The following is an 18,695-nucleotide window of genomic DNA, read 5'->3' as shown; positions in this document are numbered from 1 at the left end:
GGTCAGCTGCCGCGTCTGGCCAGAAAAGCGAGCTTCTCAAACAGATGCAGGTCCTGCTCGGTCTTGAGCAGGGCGCCGTAGAGGGCAGGCACCAGTTTGCCCGGCTCACGGGTGCGCAGGGCTTCGGGGGCGATGTCGTCGGCCAACAACAGCCGGATCCAGTCCAGCAGCTCGGAGGTGGACGGCTTCTTGCGCAGCCCCTCTACCGCATGCAGCTCAAAGAAGAGCGTCATCGCCTCGTCGAGCAGCCGATCCTTGAGGTTTGGGTAGTGGAGCTTGACGATGGCCTGCATCTCGGCCTTGTCGGGGAAGCGGATGTAGTGGAAGAAACAGCGGCGCAGGAAGGCGTCCGGCAGCTCTTTTTCGTTGTTGGAGGTGATGATGACCACGGGTCGCTGGCGCGCCTTCACGCGCTCGCCGGTCTCGTAAACATCGAACTCCATCCGATCCAGCTCCAGCAGCAGATCGTTGGGAAACTCGATGTCCGCCTTGTCGATTTCATCGATGAGCAGCACTGGCCGCCGCTCTGCGCTGAAGGCCTGCCACAGCTTGCCCCGGCGGATGTAGTGGCCAATCTCCCCTACCCTGGGGTCACCGAGCTGGGAGTCTCGCAGCCGGGCGACGGCATCGTATTCGTAGAGCCCCTGCTGGGCCTTGGTGGTGGACTTGATGTGCCAGCTGATGAGCTCGGCGCCCAGGGATTCGGCTACCGCCTCCGCCAGCACTGTCTTGCCCGTACCGGGTTCACCCTTGATGAGCAGCGGCTTCTCCAGCACGATGGCGGCATCGACGGCCATCTTCAGTGCCTGTGATGCGAGATAGCGATCGCTTCCTGCAAATCCCATGAGATCCCTTCCATTGGATGCCCAGGCAGCGGGAGCCCCCTCGGCAAGAGAGAATAAGTTCTATATGTTGTAATAACATATTGTTATAACGATTCGTCACTTCTCATTCAGAAACCACAGGGTAATCTTGTTTCATCGCCTTAACAAACACAGGGATAGCACCATGAGCAAAATTTTTGAGGACAACAGCCAGACCATAGGCAACACCCCGCTTGTTCGTCTCAACCGTGTTACCAAGGGCCGCGTGCTGGCCAAGATCGAGAGCCGCAACCCAAGCTTCAGCGTCAAGTGCCGGATCGGTGCCAACCTCATCTGGGATGCCGAGAAACGCGGCGTGCTGACCAAGGGCAAGGAGATCATCGAGCCCACCAGCGGCAACACGGGCATTGCCCTGGCATTCGTGGCTGCGGCCCGCGGCTATCCCATCACCCTGACCATGCCGGCCACCATGAGCCTCGAGCGCCGCAAACTGCTCAAGGCCCTGGGTGCCAACCTGGTACTGACCGAAGGTCCCCTCGGCATGAAGGGCGCCATCGCCAAGGCCAACGAGATCCTCGAATCCGAGCCGGGCAAGTACGTGCTGCTGCAACAGTTTGAAAACCCGGCCAACCCGGAAATCCACGAGCAGACCACTGGCCCCGAGATCTGGGACGCCACCGATGGCGAGGTGGATGTGTTCGTGGCGGGCGTCGGTACCGGCGGCACCATCACCGGGGTCTCCCGCTACATCAAGAAGACCAAAGGCAAGGCCATCGTCTCCGTGGCGGTCGAGCCCAGCGAATCTCCCGTCATCAGCCAGAAACTGGCGGGTGAAGAGATCAAACCGGGTCCGCACAAGATCCAGGGCATCGGCGCCGGCTTCATCCCGGGCAACCTGGATTTGAGCCTGCTGGACCGCGTCGAGCAGGTGAGCAGTGACGAAGCCATCGAGATGGCCCGCCGCCTGATGGAAGAGGAAGGGATCCTGGCCGGTATCAGCTCCGGCGCTGCCGTGGTCGCTGCCAACCGTCTGGCCGAGCAGCCGGAGTTCGAAGGGAAAACGATTGTCGTCATCCTGCCGAGCGCCGCCGAGCGTTACCTCTCCAGCGCCCTCTTCGCCGGTGTGTTCAGCGAGCAGGAATTGCAGCAGTAGTTGATCAGCCAACACCAAAACGACGGCGCTCCTCGGAGCGCCGTTTTCATTATGCGCTAAACTCTCTAGCCACCAGTGCCACTCGGCCCCTTATTTTTTGGGGTAAAATAACAAAATTGGATATGACAAAAAAAGCAGACATTCTGTGATAAATCTCATATCCTGTGCGGCGTCACGAGGTGTTTGCTGGCAAGGTATCACAAGGTAACAAAGTGTTATTTTTCGTTATAAAATAATTTCAGGCCAGTCCTGACGCGGCTTGCAGCCTGATAGCGAAAAAATACCTGGCCACAACGCCGAATACTGCACAGAAAATTGACCTGGATTAAACCATTGCAGGTCTGATTTCGTTACTTTACAACATATCCATACTGACACGGTGAGACAGGAAGCCTCATTGGCGACCATCTCTCCAAACAATATCAATAATATGGGGTGAAACCATGTACGAGAAGTCTGTTGTTATTACTGCTGAAAACGGCCTGCACACCCGTCCTGCAGCTCAGTTCGTGAAAGAAGCCAAAGAATTCCAAAGTGAGATCACTGTGGTCTCCGGTGGCAAATCCGCCAGCGCCAAGAGCCTGTTCAAGCTCCAGACCCTGGGTCTGACCAAAGGCACCAACGTGACCATCCAGGCTGACGGCCCGGACGCTCAGAAAGCCGTTGAGAAGCTGGTTGCCCTGATGGACGAGCTGGAGTAATCCAGCTTTATTCCTCCCCCACAGTCGTTTTAATAGGAAGGATTATGATATCTGGCATTCTTGCGTCCCCCGGTATCGCATTCGGCAAGGCGCTTCTTCTGAAAGAAGATGAAATCGTTATCAATCAGGGCAAGATTCCCGCCGAACAGATTGATGCCGAGATCAACCGCTTCCTCGAAGCCCGCACCAAGTCAGCCGCACAGCTGGAAGCCATCAAAGAGATGGCCGGTCGCACCTTCGGTGAAGAAAAAGAGGCCATCTTCGAAGGCCACATCATGCTGCTCGAAGATGAAGAGCTGGAAGGGGATATCAGATCCTTCATCAAAGAACACAAGGCCTCTGCCGACAGAGCCGTTCACGAGGTGATCGAACAGTACGCCAAGATGATGGCCGATCTGGATGACCCCTATCTGCGTGAGCGCGCCACCGACTTCCGTGACATCGGCACCCGTCTGGTCAAGAACGTACTGGGCATCGCCGTTGTCAACCTGAGCACCATCGACGAAGAGGTCATCCTGGTCGCCAAAGACCTGACCCCGTCTGAAACCGCTCAGATCAACCTGAAATACGTGCTGGGCTTCGTCACCGACATCGGTGGCCGTACCTCCCACACCTCCATCATGGCCCGCTCCCTGGAGCTGCCGGCCGTCGTGGGCACCAACGACATCACCGAGCGCGTCAAGAACGGTGACATGCTGGTGCTGGATGCGATCAACAACCAGGTCATCATCAACCCGACCGCCGACCAGTTGAACGAAGCCAAGAAGTTCCAGGCCCAGTTCCAGGCCGAGAAGGACGAGCTGGCCAAGCTCAAAGACCTGCCTGCCATCACCCTGGATGGCCACCAGGTCGAAGTGTGCGCCAACATCGGGACCGTCAAGGACACCGAAGGTGCCATCCGCAACGGCGCCGAAGGCGTGGGTCTGTACCGTACCGAGTTCCTGTTCATGGACCGTGACGCGCTGCCGACCGAAGACGAGCAGTTCAAGGCTTACAAAGAAGTGGCCGAAGCCATGCCGGATCAACCGATCATCGTCCGTACCATGGACATCGGCGGCGACAAAGAACTGCCCTACATGAATTTCCCGAAAGAGATGAATCCCTTCCTGGGCTGGCGTGCCGTGCGTATCTTCTTCGATCGCACCGACATCATGCACGCCCAGCTGCGGGCCATCCTGCGTGCGTCTGCCTTCGGCAAACTGCGCATCATGTTCCCGATGATCATCTCCGTCGAAGAGTTCCGCAGCCTGAAGGCTACCGTGGAGACGCTGAAAGCCGAACTGCGTGCCGAAGGCAAAGCCTTTGATGAATCCATCGAAGTGGGTATCATGATTGAGACCCCGGCCGCGGCCGTGATGGCTCATCATCTGGCCAAGGAAGTGGATTTCTTCAGTATCGGTACTAACGACCTGACCCAGTACACCCTGGCTGTCGACCGTGGTAACGAGATGATTTCCGCCATGTACAACCCGCTGTCACCCTCCGTCCTGACCCTGATCAAGATGGTGATCGACGCTTCCCATGACAATGGCAAGTGGACCGGTATGTGCGGTGAACTGGCTGGTGACGAACGCGCCACCCTGCTGCTGCTGGGTATGGGTCTGGATGAGTTCTCCATGAGCGCCATCTCTGTACCGCGTATCAAGAAGCTTATCCGCAACACCAACTTCGAAGATGTGAAGGCCATGGCCGACCAGGCGCTGAGCTTTGCCACCGCCGCCGAAATCGAAGCGTGCGTAGATAACTTTATTAAGCAGAAGGCAGTCTGCTAAGATCGGCTGCAAACAGCGACAATCATCTCTAGGAGCTTTTACTATGGGTCTGTTCGACAAACTGAAGAAACTGGTTTCCGACGACAGTTCTGACACTGGCGGCATCGAAATCTTTGCTCCGCTGTCCGGCGAAATCGTCCCCATCGAAGATGTGCCTGACGTCGTCTTCGCCGAGAAGATCGTCGGCGACGGCATCGCCATCAAACCGGCCGGCAACAAGATGGTTGCTCCGTGCGACGGCACCATCGGCAAAATCTTCGAGACCAACCACGCGTTCTCTCTGGAGTCCGACTCTGGTATCGAGCTGTTCGTTCACTTCGGTATCGACACCGTCGAGCTGAAGGGTGAAGGTTTCACCCGTATCGCTCAGGAAGGTCAACAGGTCAAGCGCGGTGACACCATCATCGAGTTCGATCTGGCCGTTCTGGAAGCCAAAGCCAAGTCTACCCTGACACCTGTGGTCATCTCCAACATGGACGAGATCAAAGAGCTGGTGAAGATGACTGGCGCCGTGACCGTGGGCGAAACCCCGGTGATCCGCATCAAGAAATAATGCGCCCTGGCCTGACGCCAGCGACCGCCAAAAACCGAAGCCTGGTGCTTCGGTTTTTTTTTGCCCCTTCCATCTCCCGATACTCCATGGGCTCCCGCACAGGTCAGCATGACGGCAAACAGGCAGAAATGTTATCGAGATCAACACGGGCATAAGCAAGCCAAGTACCCTCAAGAGGGATACCTGCGGGTCCTTTGGCTCGATATGAGACGGGATGAAAAGAGATAAACCGCTTAAGTGGCGAGGAGACAACGATGCTGAGAAATACCGAACAACGTTATGGCAGCCTGAGCATAGGGCTGCACTGGTTGACCCTGCTGCTGATGATCGCCGTCTATGCGCTGATGGAGTTCAGGGACATCTTCCCCAAAGGGTCGGCCGGCCGCGACCTGATGAAGGAGTTTCACTTCATGGTGGGTCTGCTGATCCTGGCGCTGGTGGTCGTGCGCCTGCTGGTGCGCGTGGGTAGCCCTTCACCGCGTATCGTGCCCGAGCTCTCCCCCCTGATGCTCACGCTGGCCAAGCTCGCCCACCTGGCGCTCTATGGCTTCTTGCTCCTCACTCCGCTGCTGGGCTGGCTGCTGCTGAGTGCGGGCGGCAAGCCCATCCCCTTCTTCGGCCTGGCGCTCCCCGCCCTCATCGCGCCCGACGACGGCCTGAAGGGCACCATCAAGGAGTTGCACGAGACGCTGGCCAACATTGGCTATGCCCTGATTGCCCTGCACGCGGCGGCAGCCATCTACCACCACCATGTGCTCAAGGACAACACCCTGACCAATATGCTGCCCGAGCGCAAATAACCAGCAACGAGTTGCACACCAACAAAAAGGCCCCTGTGACAGAGGCCTTTTTGTTCATGGAGGGCCATGGGCGACACGTCGTCAGCCGGGCAATACCACCCGGCTTTCGCCGCCACCGAGGGCCTCCACCCGCACCTGCACGCCGATCCGCTCCACCAGGGTCTGCACGTGGGAGATGACCCCGATCTGGCGACCGGCCGCCTGCAGGGAATCGAGGCTGGCAAGCGCCAGATCCAGGCTGTCGGGGTCGAGGGTGCCGAAGCCTTCGTCGATGAACAGCGATTCGACCTGGGTCTGGCGCGACGACAGGCTGGATAGGGCCAGCGCCAGCGCCAGCGACACCAGGAAGCTTTCACCGCCGGAGAGGGAATCCACCGAACGCACCTCATCCCCCATGTCGAGATCCACCACCTGCAGCGCCAGATCGGTGCCGGGCACTCGCTCCAGCCGATAGCGGGGGGAGAGCTCGGCGAGCTGGGCGTTGGCCTCCAGCAGCAGCCGCTCCAGGGTGAGGCTCTGGGCGAAGGTGCGCAGCTTGGCGCCGCTGGCCGAGCCGATAAGGTCACAGAGGCGCTGCCAGTGATCCGACACCGCCTGCTGGGCAGCCAGCGCCTCCTGCAAGGTGCCCGCCTTGAGGGCCGCCGCCTCGGCCTGGGCCAGCGTGCTCTTGCACTGGAACAACTGCTCGTCGAGAGCGCGGCAGTGCGCCTCCAGCGCCGTCAGCCGGCTGTCGAGCTCCGGCGGCGCCAACGCGGCCAGCTCGGGGTGATGCTCGCGGTAACGATCCCGCTTGCTCTCCTCCAGTGCCAGCGCCCGCTGCCGCTCGGTCAAACGGGTACGCGCCTCGGCGCGGGCATCCTCCAGCGCCTGCAAGGCGGCGCGGCGCCCCTTGAGCTCATCCGGGCTCATGGCCAGCAGGCGGCGCAGGTCATATTCGGCGATGCCGAGGCTGCTGGCGTGGGCAGCCCAGCGCCCCAGCACCTCCCGTCGCCGACGGCTGCTCACCTGCTTCTCCTGCTCCAGATGGCTGAGACGGGTCTTGAGCTCGGTCTGGCGCTCGCGCAGGGCGCGGGCCGCCCCCTGCATCGTCTCCAGCTCGCTCGCCAGCTGCTGCAGCCGCTGCTGCCAGCGGCTCTCGACCAAGGCAATCTCCTCGCCCCCCAGACAGGTGGCACGGCTGGTGACCAGCCCCTGCCGTTGCTGTTCGTGCTCCTTGTAGTCGCGCTCGAGCTTGTGCAGCAGCTCGCGCTGGGTCTGCAGGCGTGCCTCCTGGGCGCTCAGGGCCGGGGTGAGGCTGGCAATCTCGCCGGTCAGCCGCTCCCACTCGCTCTGGCCGTGCAGCCAGGCCTCGCAGGCCCGCTGCCACTCATGCCACTGCTGGCTGCCCAGCCACTGACGCCAGGGCTGGCCTCCCATCTGCTCGTCGAGCCGGCTGCCCCCCTGCTCAAGGCGCTGGCGCAGGGTCGTTTCCTGCTCGCCCATCCCCTTCACCTCCCCTTCCAGGGCGATGCGCTGGCGGTCGGCCTCCTGCCACTGCTGCTCGAACTGCTGGTGCTGGCTGGCCAGCTGACTCAGCTGCTGGCGCACGGCCTGCAACTGCTGCTGCCCCTGCTGGGCCTCGCGCAGTTGCTGCTGGCTGCGGACCAGCCCCTGCTCCAGACTCTGGCCGCGACCGAGCAGGGTACTCATCAATTCGTTCCACTCGATCGGGCTCTGACGTAGCGGCAACGGATGGCCCAGCAGCTCGGCACCGCCGAGCTGCTGCCAGCGCTGGGTCAGCTGCTCGGCGCGCGTCTCCAGCTCAGGCAGATGCTGTTGGCGCACCGCCAGCTGGCGGGCCAGCTCCTGGCGCTCGCTCTCGCACTGAATGTATTGGTGATTGAGCCGCTCCCACTCGAGCTCCAGGCTGCGGACGCGCTCCGCCAACTGCCCCAGAATGCCGGCCACCTGTGGCTGGCTCTGGTGATAGGGGTGCTCCTCGGCGCCGCAGAGCGGGCAAGGTTCACCGTCGCGCAGGATGTGGCGATGCTGCTCGAAACTGGCGATGGCGCGGGACTGCTCCAGCGCATGGCGCGCCTCGTCCCGTTGCAGGGCGAGCCGCTCGCGGGCCGGCGTCAGCTCGTCGCCGAGGATGGCCAGCTTGCCGAGCGCCTGCTCCAGCTGGGCGATCTCCTGCTGCAGGCGACCATGCTGCTCACCGTGATTGCGGCCATAGTCCGCCAGCTCCAACAGCTGGCGCAGCTGGCCCAGCTGCTCAGTCTGCCCTTGCCACTGCTCCTGCGCCTTGGCCAGACGCCCCTCCCACTGCTGCTCCTGCAGCTCGTGCTGTTGCTGCTGCAGTCGCTCCTGCTCGCGCTGCCAATAGTCGCGCTCCTGCTGCCCCTGCTCCAGCTGATGTTGCAACTGCCTGAGGGCGCGCAGCTTGTGTTCGCGCAGGGTGAGCAGTTGCTGCAGCCTGTCGGCATCCTCGGCCCAATCCTGCATGGCGGTGAGCAGGGGCTGCCACTGGCGGGCCACCGGCGCCAGCTCCTTGTGCTCCTCAAGCCAGGCACCCCACTGCTGGTGCTGGCCCTTGAGCTGCTCCACCTGCTGGCACTGCTGGCGCCAGCCCTGCTCCAGGGTGAGCTGCACCTCCCGCTCCTGCGCCCCCTCCTGCTGGATCTTCTGCAGTTGCTGCTGCTTTTCCCGAATGCGGGTGTCGAGCTCCTGCGCCCGTTTGAGTTCAGGCTGCAGGGCGCCCCACTCGCGCTCGGCGGCGATCTTCTCCGCCAGCAGTTGCTGTTCGGTGAGGGCGCTCTGCTGGGTCTTCTCCTCCAGCTTGCCAAGTTCAGGGCCAAGCTCGGCCTGCGCCTTCTCCTGCTGCTGCACCTCCAGGGTGAGGCGAGCCAGTTCGTCGTGATCCGCGCGGGCCACCTGGGCTTGCTCAGCGCGGGCGAACTCCTCGCGCTCGGGGGCGGCCGCACCGTGGGCCGCCTCGGCTGCGGCAAGAGCCACTTCCCCCTCCTCACAGGCCTGCTGCTGGGCGGCGATGCGGCCGTTGAGATCGCGCAAATACTGCATCAGCTGCTGTTGCTGCTGCTCGTGTTTGAGGCTGGTGGCGAGGTTGACCTGCTGGCTCACCCACTGCTCGCGGGTCACCTCGTCCATCAGTGCCACGTCGCCGAGCCGCTGGCTGATGGCAGCCAGTTTCTGCTGCTCCTCCCGCGCCCGCTCATGGGTCTGGACCGAAATAGCGGAGTAGAGCTCGGTGCCGGTCATCCGTTCGAGCAGGGCCGAACGCTCGTCGGCGCTCGACTTGAGGAAGGCGGCAAACTCCCCCTGCGGCAGGATGACGGCGCGGCGAAACTGCTCCCAGGAGAGCCCCACCAGCTCGTCGATGCGATCCTGCAGCTCCCGCTTGCTGCCACTGAACACCTGGCCCGACGCCACGTCGGTCAGGCTGCGCTCCTGGGCCTGAAAGCGCCCCTCGGCGCGGTTGCGGGCCCGGCGCACCGCCCAGCGGGCCAGCCAGATGCGGCCGTCACAGCCGCGAAACTGCACCTCGGCAAAACCGCTGGCGTGGCCGCGGCTGAGGATGCCGCGCACGTCATTGGCCTTGAGCTTCTCCTCGTCATCCATGCGGCCCACTTCGGCCACGTTCTTGCGATTGGCGATAAAGCGCGGCATCTCGTCGTAGAGCGCCAGACAGATGGCATCGAGCAGGGTGCTCTTGCCCGCGCCGGTATTGCCGGTGATGGCAAACAGGCCGGCGGCCCCCAGGGCGCCACCGGCAAAATCGATGGTGAATTGACCGGTCAGGCTGGCCAGATTCTCCCCTGACAGCGACAAGATTTTCATTGGCTGGACTCCTTCACCTGCTCCAGGATCTCTTCAAACGACGCCACCAGCTCGGCCTCCGGCTCCCCGTCGAACTGACGCTGATAGCAGAGGCGAAACACCTCGGTGGGGGAGAGCTCATCGAGCCTGCGCTGGCCGGCACCATCCGCCAGCCCCAGGCCCGAGCCCTGATAACTGGTCGTGATGCGGGCCAGGCGCACCGGCTTGTCGCCGATGGCGGCCAGTACGCGCTCGCGGATGCGGGCCTCGGGTTTGGGCAGCAGCAGCCGCACCTCGAGGAAGGGCTGCGCCTGCTGCGGGCAAGCGGGCAGCGCCAGCACCTCGATGGCCTGGAGCGCCTCGTCGAGGCCGCTCTGGGGCAGGCGGATCATCTCCACCGCGCGGGGCACCGGGATCCGCTCAAGGCGGGCCAGCTTGCCCCCCTCAAACGTCACCTCCAGCACCTGATGGTTGTAGTTCGCCTCGGCCAGCGAGAGCGGCAGCGGCGAGCCGCTGTAGTGCACTCCCTCGGCCGGGCTCTGCGCCAGGTGCAGATGGCCCAGCGCCGTGTAGTCGGCGGCGGCAAACAGCTCGGCAGGCAGGGCATGCTGGTTGCCGCCAAGCACCCGCCGCTCGGAGAGCTCGGAGAGCTGGCCCGCCGCCAGATAGGCGTGGCCCATGGCGATGAGGGCCTGATCCGGATGGCAGCGCACCCGCCCCTCGCTCAGCACCGCCTCATAGACCTGGCGTACCCCTTCGATGAGTCTGTCCTGCCCCTCCCTGAGCCCGTCGGGGCGCAGATCGCTGCTGCGCAGAAACGGCACGGCGGCGCACCAGGCGGCCACCTCGCCGTTTTTGCCTCGCAGCGGCACCAGCAGGCGCTCGGTCTCGAGGCGCCCCTCGTCGTCCCGACTGATGCTACCCACCAGATGCAGGTCGAAGGCGCGCAGCAGCTCGTGGGGGGCATCCAGCTTGGAGGGGGAGTCGTGGTTGCCGCCGATGAGCACCATCTCCAGTGCCGGGTGCTCGGCCCGCAGCCGTGCCAGGAAGCGGTAGAGCTGCTGCCAGGCGCTGGCGGGAGGGTTGGCGGTGTCGAACAGATCGCCCGCCACCAGCAGGGCATCGATGTCGCGGGTCTTGATGGTGTCGGCCAACCAGTCGAGGAAGGCGTCGTGTTCGAAGCGGCGGTCGTGGCCGTGAAGCTGATGACCGAGGTGCCAGTCGGCGGTGTGCAGGATCTTCATGGAAAACGGCTCGATAAGGAGAAGAGAGCGGGGGCGAGGGCGCCCCGGGATGGAAACAAGATGAGGATGGAGCCCCCCGTTTTCAACCGGGGCAGCCCCAGACGTCAGATTCAGACGGCTTGGTAATGCATCTGGTACTGAAGATGACCGGTGAGGGGATCGGGCACCTCCCCCCCGATTTCAAAGCCGTGGCGGCGGTAGAAACGCACCGCAGGCTCGTTCTCCACGAAGACCCGGGTATGCAGCTCGGCACATCTGGATCTGGCTTCCTGCAACAGGGCGTGCCCCACCCCCCGCCCCTGCCTATCGGGGCGCACGAAGAGTGCAGCCAGGTAATCATCCACCAGCGCCATGAAGCCGAGCAGGTCCCCTCGCTCCTCGAACACCCAGATGCGGGCGTCATCAAGGTAGCGGGTACGCAGCTCCTCCTGAGTCTGCCACCAGCAGGAGGCATCGACGAAATCGTGGGCCTGCAGGGAGGCCAGGAGCCAGATTTCGACGATCTCTTCCATGTCTTCCGGCCGACTCTGTCTCAACATGGTCGCCTCCTTGTCAGCAATGTGAACACTCGCAGTCTAGGGGAGTTGGGCCCGCTCCCGGGGGATCAAGGTGGGGCCCTGTGAGGTCGATCGCCCTTTATTTAGCGAGAATGATTGGCTGATCACAAAGCGCCTCTCTAGTACAATGCCCGCCGGACAATCTAGAGACCGAGGACGCCATGTGGTTTAAAAACCTGCAGATTTACCGCTTTACCCGCCCCTTCGACCTGACCGTTGAGCAGCTGGAAACCCAGCTGGAAGCCTGCGCCTTCACCCCGTGCGGCAGCCAGGACATCTCCCGGTTCGGGTGGGTCAAGCCCCTTGGCAAATTCGGCTCCACCCTGACCCACGCCGCCTCTGGCCACATCCTGCTGTGCGCTCGCAAGGAAGAGAAGATGCTGCCCGGTACCGTGGTCAAGGAGATGCTGGCGGAGAAGGTAGAGGCCATTGAATTCGAGCAGGGCCGCGCCCTCAAGAAGAAAGAGAAGGAGGCGCTGAAAGAGGAGATCATGCACACCCTGCTGCCCCGCGCCTTCAGCCGCACCAGCCAGACCTTCGCCTGGATAAACCCTGCCGACAACCTGATGGTGGTGGATGCAGGCTCCGCCAAGAAGGCGGACGATCTGCTGGCGCTCTTGCGCAAATCCATCGGCTCCCTGCCGGTAGTGCCGGTGGCCCTCAAGAACCCGCCCGAGATCACCATGACCGAGTGGCTCAATGAGGGCAACCTGCCCGCCGCCTTCACCCTGGAGGACGAAGCCGAGCTGCGCAGCGCCATGGAGCACGGCGGCATCATCCGCTGCAAGCAGCAGGATCTGATGAGCGAGGAGATCAAGAATCACCTGGCCAACGACAAGCTGGTGACCAAGCTGGCCCTCAACTGGGGCGAAACCCTGAGCTTCGTGCTGGGGGATGATCTCTCCATCAAGCGCCTCAAGTTCAGCGAAGAGCTGCGCGAGCAAAACGACGACGTCACCAGTGAAGATCCCGCCGCCCGCCTGGACGCCGACTTCGCCCTGGTCACCGCCGAGCTCTCCCAGTTCATCCCGGCCCTGTTTGCCGCCCTGGGCGGTGAAGAGCAGTCCATCTAAGCAAATTGGCTCAGCCTGATTGCAAAAAACCGCCTTCACGGCGGTTTTTTCATCTCCATCGGCATCGTCGCCACGGGCTGGCCCCCTCCGGGGTAGCGCCGCCGCGCAATACCCTGACCCCATTGATTGCGGCAGCATGGCGCACTGCCCCGGCAGCATGAAACCTCGCTAGAGCGCCCCCCTTTCCTGCAACAGTCGATGAAGTCGCTGCGCCAGGGTGCGGTAACCCTCGGCATTGAAATGCACCGCATCGGATTTCAGGGCCGGGTCTCGCAGCAACTCGCCGATGCTGTCGTTGTCCAGCACCAGCCCGTACTGCTCTGCCAGCTCCTCGTAGAGGGGAGCGCCATCGGCAAACAGGGATTTTCGGGGCACCCCGACAAGCAGGATCTGGGCCCCGCTCCCCTGCACCGCCTCTATCATGGCGGCGAGATTGGCCTTGAGGGCCGCCTCCCCGCTGCCACGCAGGATGTCGTTGCCCCCCTCCAGCAGGATGACCAGAGCGGGTCTGTGCCGGGCCAGCAACCCGGGCAGGCGGGCCCTACCGGCCTGGCTCAGCTCTCCGGACACCCCGCCATTGACCACGGGATGGCCGCTCAGGTTCGCCAGCACGCTGGGGTAGCTTTGGGACGGGCTCACCCCGCGCCCCTCGGTCAGACTGTCCCCGAAGGCGAGCAGGGTCTCCCCCTGGGCCAGCGGTCTGAAGGTCGGCTCCCCGCAGGCCGTCAGCAACAGGCAGAGCAGCCCCGCCATGCAAGGTTTCGCCAGCGTCCCCCGGTGTGTCATGAGCGCCTCCTTGATAGTTTTGTAACCATATGAGTATTAAGACAAACTTTTAATCAAGCTCCAAGTGTGACACATTTCGGCAGGTGAACAAGAAACCGACAAGGAGCCTGTCATGTCCCTCAAACCCCTCGGCCTGCTGGTCGCCCTCGGCCTGCTTGGCGGCTGCGCCTCCCAGGATGGCTTTCACTATGTCCCTCCTCCCCAGACCCTGATCGCCCCGGAGGCGGCCAGCGGCTGGATTGACAAACCGGGCTGGCAGGGCCGTGACTTCATGGTGGCGGCGGCCAACCCGCTGGCGGTGGACGCGGGCTACCAGATCATCAAGGCGGGGGGCAGCGCCGTCGATGCAGCCATCGCCGTCCAGCTAGTGCTGACCCTGGTGGAGCCCCAATCCTCGGGCATCGGCGGCGGCTCCCTCATGCTGGTGTGGGACGGCAAGCAGGTGGCGGCGGTGGATGGCCGGGAGACAGCCCCCGCCGCTGCCACCGATCAGCTCTTCATGAAGGAGGGCAAACCCATGGCCTTCTATGAGGGGGTGGTGGGCGGGCGCTCCGTCGGCGCCCCCGGCACGGTGCGTGCCCTGGCCCTGGCGCACGAGCGCTATGGCAAGCTGCCCTGGGCCACGCTGTTCGAACCCGCCATCACCCTCGCGGAGCAAGGGTTCGTGATAAGCCCCCGCCTCGCCACCCTGCTGGCAAAAGATCCCTATCTGGCCGGGGATCCGGACGCCCGTGCCTACTTCTATCAGGCGGACGGCACTCCCAAGACGGCCGGTACCCGGCTCACCAACCCGGCCCTGGCCAGGGTGCTGCGTACCCTGGCAAGCGACGGCCCCGACGCCTTCTATCGCGGCCCGCTGGCCGAGGCCATGGTGGCCAAGGTGCACGCCCACCCGACCAACCCCGGGGTGCTGAGCGCCGCCGATCTCGCCAGCTACCGGGCCAAGTTGCGGGACGGGCTCTGCTTTGACTATCGCCAGAGCGAGATTTGCGGCTTCCCGACCCCCTCCTCCGGCACCATCGCCCTTGGCCAGATTTTCGGCATGCTGGAGAGCCGGGACATGGCCGCCCTCAAACCGGTACAGGGGGAGCAGGGCCAACTGGCCGCCTCCAGCGAGGCCATTCACCTCTACAGCGAGGCGGCACGCCTCGCCTTCGCCGATCGCAACCAGTACGTGGCCGACGGCGACGTCGTCGACGTGCCGGTGACAGGCCTGCTGGACAAGGGCTATCTGGCGCAGCGGGGGCACCTTATCGGCAACCGCTCCATGGGCGTCGCCCAGCCCGGCAACCCGCCCCGGGCGCTGGCCAGGGGCCGGGACGCCACCCCGGAGCTGCCCTCCACCAGCCACATCTCCATCGTGGACAAGAGCGGCATGGCGGTGGCCATGACCAGCTCCATCGAGGATGGCTTCGGCTCGCGGCTGATGGTCAACGGCTACCTGCTGAACAACCAGCTCACCGACTTCTCCTTCACCTCGGTGGACGCCGCCGGCCTGCCGGTGGCCAACCGGGTGGAGCCCGGCAAGCGCCCCCGCTCCTCCATGTCTCCCCTGCTGGTGTTTGACAAGGCAAGCGGCGAGCTGGAGATGAGCCTGGGATCCCCGGGAGGCTCGGCCATCATCAACTACGTGGGCAAGGCGCTGCTCGGCACCCAGGATTGGGGGCTCGACCTGCAGCAGGCCATCAACCTGCCCAATTTCGGCAGTCGCAACGGCCCCACCGAGCTGGAGCAGGGGCGCACGCCCGATACCGTGGTCCAGGGGCTCAAGGCCAGAGGGCACGAGGTCCTGCTTAACGAGCAGACCTCCGGGCTGCAGGGCGTCCAGCGCCATGCCGGCGGCTGGCTGGGGGCCGCAGACCCCAGACGTGAGGGGGTCGCCAGGGGGGAGTGATGCCCCTTCAGCACCCTCGTTCACCATGGAGGAGGCCAGCCTCCTCCATGCCGTGTGCTCATAGGTGTTCTCCCTTGCCTCCCGATATCATCATCGATTGATTATTCCTGCCAATTTTTCTTTAACTGCACACTCTTTTCACCCAATCGCAATGCATTAAAGATGCTTTTCATCAAAACCAACGCAAAAACTGGAACAGTGTTGCTCATGGCATATAAATGCATTACTTTTCAATAGAAACGGCATCTGTTGCCCTCAAGATTTCCCCTTGATACGGCCAACTTCTGTCTCTTTCGCCCCCTGCTCATTGACAGCTGCCCTCTTCACCTTCGGGTGATCTGGTAGCCCCTGACTGCCATTAGCGAGGTGACGACATGGACCACTCACTCCCCCTTATCACCACCCTGGTAGGCGGCCTCGTGCTGGCCTACCTCTTCGGCATGCTGGCAAGCCGCCTGCGCATCTCCCCCATGGTGGGCTACCTCGCGGCCGGCGTGGTATGCGGCCCCTTTACGCCGGGCTATGTCGCCGACCTGCGGCTCGCCCCCGAGCTGGCCGAAATCGGCGTCATCCTGCTGATGTTTGGTGTCGGCCTGCATTTTTCCGTGAAAGACCTGCTGTCGGTGAAACACATCGCCATCCCGGGAGCCATCGTCCAGATAACGCTTGCGACCCTGCTCGGCCTTGGCCTCTCCCAACTGCTCGACTGGACCGTGACCGCCGGCCTGGTGTTTGGCCTGGCCCTCTCCACCGCCAGTACCGTGGTGCTGCTGCGCGCCCTGGAGAGCCGCGGCCAGCTCGACACCAACGAGGGACGCATCGCCATCGGCTGGCTCATCGTGGAGGATCTGGTGATGGTGCTGGCCCTGGTACTGCTCCCCATCCTCGCCAACCTGCAGCAGGGGGGCGAGGCACTGACCCCGGCCCAGGTGATGGCGGATATCGGCCTGACCCTGGCCAAGGTGGCTGCCTTCATCGCCCTGATGGTCATCGGAGGGCGACGCCTCATCCCCTGGCTGCTGGCCCGCACCGCCGCCACCGGCTCCCGCGAGCTGTTCACCCTGGCCGTCCTCTCCTGTTCCCTGGGCATCGCTTTTGGCGCCGTCAAGCTGTTTGGCGTCTCCTTTGCCCTCGGCGCCTTCTTCGCCGGCGTCGTGATGAACAGCTCACATCTGAGCCACAAGGCGGCCAACGACACCCTGCCCCTGCAGGACGCCTTCGCCGTGCTCTTCTTCGTCTCCGTGGGCATGCTGTTCGACCCCGTCATACTGCTGCGCGAGCCCCTGGCCGTGCTGGCCACCCTGTTCGTCATCGTGATCGGCAAATCCGTGGCCGCCTTCGCCATCGTGCGGCTCTTTGGCCACAGCCAGCGCACGGCGCTGACCATCTCCGCCAGCCTGGCCCAGGTGGGGGAGTTCTCCTTCATCCTGATGGGTCTCGGGGTCATGCTCGAGCTGGTCCCCGGGGTCGCCCGGGATCTGGTGCTGGTCGGCGCCTGTTTCTCCATCGTGCTCAATCCGCTGGTCTTCAACCAGGTGGAGCGCTGGCTGAGGCGCCATCCCGAACCACGCACCGATGGGTCACCTCACCTCTGCCCCTTGCAGGGCCATGTGGTGGTAGTGGGCGCCGACGAGATAGGCCAGCACCTCATTCGGCAGTTGCATGAACAAGGCAGGGAGATGGTGGTGATCGACACCGACGAGCGACTGCTGGCCCCCTGGCGCGCCATGGGGATCACCTGTCTGGCGGGCCATCCCATCCAGCAGGATCTGCTGACGGCGGCGCTGCCCAACGCCAGCTGGCTGCTGATCACCCTGGATGACAGCCTGCTGGCCGGTGAGATAGCCATCAGGGCGCAGGAATACGGCGCCCTGATGCGCATCGCCGCCTGTGCCCACCAGCACGAGGAGGTGCATCATCTGCGCGTGCGCGGCGTGCATCAGGTGGTCAAGAGCGAGGAGGAGGCTGCGCGGCGACTCTGTCACCTCGCCATGGAGATGGCCTGAAGCTCATCGGAAGTAACGAGTCCCCACGACGGGGCCAGACAAGAAGCCCGGGCCTGCTGCCCGGGCTTTTTGCATGACGGGGCGATACTGCCGTCCCCTCACAGCAGATCGTGCTTGTCCAGCAGGCGATAGAGGGTGGCCCGGGAGATGTCGAGCGTGCGGGCCACCTCCTCGAGCTGATCGGGGAAGCGGGCCAGCGTCCGTTGCAAGGCCTGACGCTCCGCCGCTTCGCGCACCGCCTTGAGCGAGCCGTCGAGCAGCAGGCTGTCCATGTTGGTCAGCTCCATGTCATCGGCTTCGATGAAGGGGCCGCTGCACATGACCACCGCCCGCTGAACCCGGTTGCGCAGCTCCCTCACATTCCCCGGCCAGCCATAGGACTGCATGGCCTGGCGCGCCTTGCGGGTGAAGCTGAGCACCCGCCCGCCCCGCACTTCCGCCAGAATGTCATCGGCAAGGAGCTGGATGTCTTCCGCCCGCTCGCACAAGGCCGGGGTGCGCAGGCGCACCACGTTGAGCCGGTAGTAGAGATCCATGCGAAATCCGCCGCTGGCCACCGCCTGCTCCACATCGATATTGGTGGCCGCGATGATCCGCACATCCACACGACGCGTCAGGTGGCTGCCCACCGCCTCTATGCACTGCTCCTGCAAGAAGCGCAGCAGGGTTGCCTGATCCTCCAGTGGCAACTCCCCTATCTCGTCGAGAAACAGGGTGCCGCCATCGGCGGCCTCTATCTTGCCTATCTTGTGGTGCTGTGCCCCGGTGAAGGCCCCCTTGACGTGGCCGAACAGCTCGGACTGGATGAGCTGATGGGGCATGGCCCCGCAATTGACCGCGACGAAGGGGCTCTCCTCCCCGAACGTGCTGTAGTGCAGCTCCCGGGCCACCAGCTCCTTGCCCGTGCCGCTCGGTCCCGTCACCAGTACGGGCAGGCGGCAATGCTGCAACCGCACGATCTGGTCGCGCAACTGGCGGATGGGGGCGCTCTCCCCCTGGATGAAACGCAGCTGGGGTTGCAGTCGGGGGCGGTGTCGCCGGATGAGGCGCGCCATCCCCAGGGCATGTCCCAGGCTGTGGGAGAGCCTGTCTCTGTCCAGGGGAAAGGTGTGAAAATCATGAAAACAGGCTGCCAGCAAATTGCGAAGGGCTTCGCTGGCGAGACAGTCCCGCTGGATGAGGCCGATCCACAAGGCGCCGGAGTGCTGCGCTATCAGGTTGTAGAGGGCTTCGTGCTGCTGATGCTCGATCACCACCAGCACCAGGGGATAGTCCTTTTCCTGCAGTTTTTTCTCTGCCACCACCAGGGAGCTTGCCTGCTCCACCTGCCACTCGCCTTGTTCCAGCAGGCTTTCCAGTACGGCACATGAATTGATGAGCAACAATGCCGTTTCTGTCATCATGTACAGGATCTTTAGCTACAACCAATTGAAATAGATAGAAAAAAGGCTTCGTTTGTGATCTGATTTAATCGCAAAAAAAAACCGACACGCCCGAAGCCATGACTATTATCAAT

14 protein-coding genes are annotated in these 18,695 nt (G+C 63.3%); 8 read left to right on the top strand and 6 right to left on the bottom strand.

What is annotated here, in order from left to right:
* Nucleotides 1–2: 2 nt before the first annotated feature.
* Nucleotides 3–845: an AAA family ATPase gene (locus ACNPAA_RS14350; protein ID WP_279955972.1), complete on the bottom strand. Its 843-nt coding sequence runs from the start codon at nt 843–845 to the stop codon at nt 3–5.
* A gap of 163 nt (nt 846–1,008) precedes the next feature.
* On the opposite strand from ACNPAA_RS14350, the gene cysK reads away from it, so the two are divergent.
* The 5 genes from cysK (at nt 1,009) to ACNPAA_RS14325 (ending at nt 5,803) form a co-directional block, all read left to right on the top strand.
* Entirely contained in the window at nt 1,009–1,977 is a 969-nt protein-coding gene (gene cysK, locus ACNPAA_RS14345) for a cysteine synthase A (protein WP_010673571.1), read from the top strand.
* Between the two features lie 443 nt (nt 1,978–2,420).
* Entirely contained in the window at nt 2,421–2,678 is a 258-nt protein-coding gene (locus tag ACNPAA_RS14340) for an HPr family phosphocarrier protein (protein WP_005303128.1), read from the top strand.
* A 44-nt stretch (nt 2,679–2,722) separates the two neighbouring features.
* Entirely contained in the window at nt 2,723–4,450 is a 1,728-nt protein-coding gene (gene ptsI / locus ACNPAA_RS14335) for a phosphoenolpyruvate-protein phosphotransferase PtsI (protein WP_041213301.1), read from the top strand.
* Between the two features lie 43 nt (nt 4,451–4,493).
* Nucleotides 4,494–5,003, top strand: a complete 510-nt coding sequence (gene crr / locus ACNPAA_RS14330; RefSeq protein WP_010673569.1) for a PTS glucose transporter subunit IIA — start codon at nt 4,494–4,496, stop codon at nt 5,001–5,003.
* A gap of 254 nt (nt 5,004–5,257) precedes the next feature.
* Nucleotides 5,258–5,803, top strand: a complete 546-nt coding sequence (locus tag ACNPAA_RS14325; RefSeq protein WP_010673568.1) for a cytochrome b — start codon at nt 5,258–5,260, stop codon at nt 5,801–5,803.
* 81 nt (nt 5,804–5,884) lie between these two features.
* On the opposite strand, the gene ACNPAA_RS14320 is transcribed toward ACNPAA_RS14325, so the two are convergent.
* From ACNPAA_RS14320 to ACNPAA_RS14310, 3 genes are all read right to left on the bottom strand, one after another.
* Entirely contained in the window at nt 5,885–9,640 is a 3,756-nt protein-coding gene (locus tag ACNPAA_RS14320; RefSeq protein ID WP_417891835.1) for an AAA family ATPase, read from the bottom strand.
* Nucleotides 9,637–10,863 (bottom strand): exonuclease SbcCD subunit D, encoded by a 1,227-nt coding sequence (locus ACNPAA_RS14315; protein WP_201871321.1) that lies wholly within the window; start codon nt 10,861–10,863, stop codon nt 9,637–9,639. Before ACNPAA_RS14315 ends, ACNPAA_RS14320 begins: the two co-directional genes overlap by 4 nt.
* Before the next feature lie 110 nt (nt 10,864–10,973).
* Nucleotides 10,974–11,402 (bottom strand): GNAT family N-acetyltransferase, encoded by a 429-nt coding sequence (locus ACNPAA_RS14310; RefSeq protein ID WP_171865653.1) that lies wholly within the window; start codon nt 11,400–11,402, stop codon nt 10,974–10,976.
* Between the two features lie 179 nt (nt 11,403–11,581).
* Between ACNPAA_RS14310 and rdgC the strand changes: the two genes are divergently transcribed.
* Entirely contained in the window at nt 11,582–12,493 is a 912-nt protein-coding gene (rdgC, locus tag ACNPAA_RS14305; protein WP_010673564.1) for a recombination-associated protein RdgC, read from the top strand.
* Between the two features lie 168 nt (nt 12,494–12,661).
* Here the strand turns inward: rdgC and ACNPAA_RS14300 are convergent, their stop codons facing one another.
* The gene (locus ACNPAA_RS14300; protein WP_069651678.1) at nt 12,662–13,279 is read right to left on the bottom strand and encodes an arylesterase; all 618 of its coding nucleotides are present in this window, start codon (nt 13,277–13,279) and stop codon (nt 12,662–12,664) included.
* Nucleotides 13,280–13,391: 112 nt separating this feature from the next.
* Here ACNPAA_RS14300 and ggt point away from each other — a divergent pair, with 112 nt between their 5' ends.
* Both ggt and ybaL read left to right on the top strand, forming a co-directional pair.
* A complete protein-coding gene (gene ggt, locus ACNPAA_RS14295) occupies nt 13,392–15,173 on the top strand; it encodes a gamma-glutamyltransferase (RefSeq protein ID WP_052814879.1) in 1,782 nt (593 codons plus the stop codon).
* A 374-nt stretch (nt 15,174–15,547) separates the two neighbouring features.
* Nucleotides 15,548–17,179, top strand: a complete 1,632-nt coding sequence (gene ybaL, locus ACNPAA_RS14290; RefSeq protein WP_043155825.1) for a YbaL family putative K(+) efflux transporter — start codon at nt 15,548–15,550, stop codon at nt 17,177–17,179.
* A 98-nt stretch (nt 17,180–17,277) separates the two neighbouring features.
* On the opposite strand, the gene ACNPAA_RS14285 is transcribed toward ybaL, so the two are convergent.
* Nucleotides 17,278–18,582, bottom strand: coding sequence for a sigma-54 dependent transcriptional regulator (locus ACNPAA_RS14285; protein WP_290437241.1), 1,305 nt, complete (start codon nt 18,580–18,582; stop codon nt 17,278–17,280).
* Nucleotides 18,583–18,695 lie beyond the last annotated feature (113 nt).

The organism is Aeromonas sp. PS2Canimalfood6 (assembly GCF_048276795.1).
In the GTDB taxonomy this organism is placed as follows: Bacteria; Pseudomonadota; Gammaproteobacteria; order Enterobacterales; family Aeromonadaceae; genus Aeromonas; species Aeromonas caviae.
Note: the sequence above shows the minus strand (reverse complement) of the source record. Positions and strands in the feature narration are given on the sequence as shown.

What these genes read in the sequence shown, in the direction of transcription:
- crr (WP_010673569.1), top strand. Translation starts at nt 4,494, where the DNA reads ATGGGTCTGTTCGACAAACTGAAGAAACTGGTTTCCGACGACAGTTCT.
- ACNPAA_RS14340 (WP_005303128.1), top strand. Translation starts at nt 2,421, where the DNA reads ATGTACGAGAAGTCTGTTGTTATTACTGCTGAAAACGGCCTGCACACC.
- ACNPAA_RS14325 (WP_010673568.1), top strand. Translation starts at nt 5,258, where the DNA reads ATGCTGAGAAATACCGAACAACGTTATGGCAGCCTGAGCATAGGGCTG.
- ptsI (WP_041213301.1), top strand. Translation starts at nt 2,723, where the DNA reads ATGATATCTGGCATTCTTGCGTCCCCCGGTATCGCATTCGGCAAGGCG.
- rdgC (WP_010673564.1), top strand. Translation starts at nt 11,582, where the DNA reads ATGTGGTTTAAAAACCTGCAGATTTACCGCTTTACCCGCCCCTTCGAC.
- ACNPAA_RS14315 (WP_201871321.1), bottom strand. Translation starts at nt 10,863, where the DNA reads ATGAAGATCCTGCACACCGCCGACTGGCACCTCGGTCATCAGCTTCAC.
- ACNPAA_RS14285 (WP_290437241.1), bottom strand. Translation starts at nt 18,582, where the DNA reads ATGATGACAGAAACGGCATTGTTGCTCATCAATTCATGTGCCGTACTG.
- ACNPAA_RS14300 (WP_069651678.1), bottom strand. Translation starts at nt 13,279, where the DNA reads ATGACACACCGGGGGACGCTGGCGAAACCTTGCATGGCGGGGCTGCTC.
- ggt (WP_052814879.1), top strand. Translation starts at nt 13,392, where the DNA reads ATGTCCCTCAAACCCCTCGGCCTGCTGGTCGCCCTCGGCCTGCTTGGC.
- ACNPAA_RS14350 (WP_279955972.1), bottom strand. Translation starts at nt 845, where the DNA reads ATGGGATTTGCAGGAAGCGATCGCTATCTCGCATCACAGGCACTGAAG.
- ACNPAA_RS14310 (WP_171865653.1), bottom strand. Translation starts at nt 11,402, where the DNA reads ATGTTGAGACAGAGTCGGCCGGAAGACATGGAAGAGATCGTCGAAATC.
- cysK (WP_010673571.1), top strand. Translation starts at nt 1,009, where the DNA reads ATGAGCAAAATTTTTGAGGACAACAGCCAGACCATAGGCAACACCCCG.
- ACNPAA_RS14320 (WP_417891835.1), bottom strand. Translation starts at nt 9,640, where the DNA reads ATGAAAATCTTGTCGCTGTCAGGGGAGAATCTGGCCAGCCTGACCGGT.
- ybaL (WP_043155825.1), top strand. Translation starts at nt 15,548, where the DNA reads ATGGACCACTCACTCCCCCTTATCACCACCCTGGTAGGCGGCCTCGTG.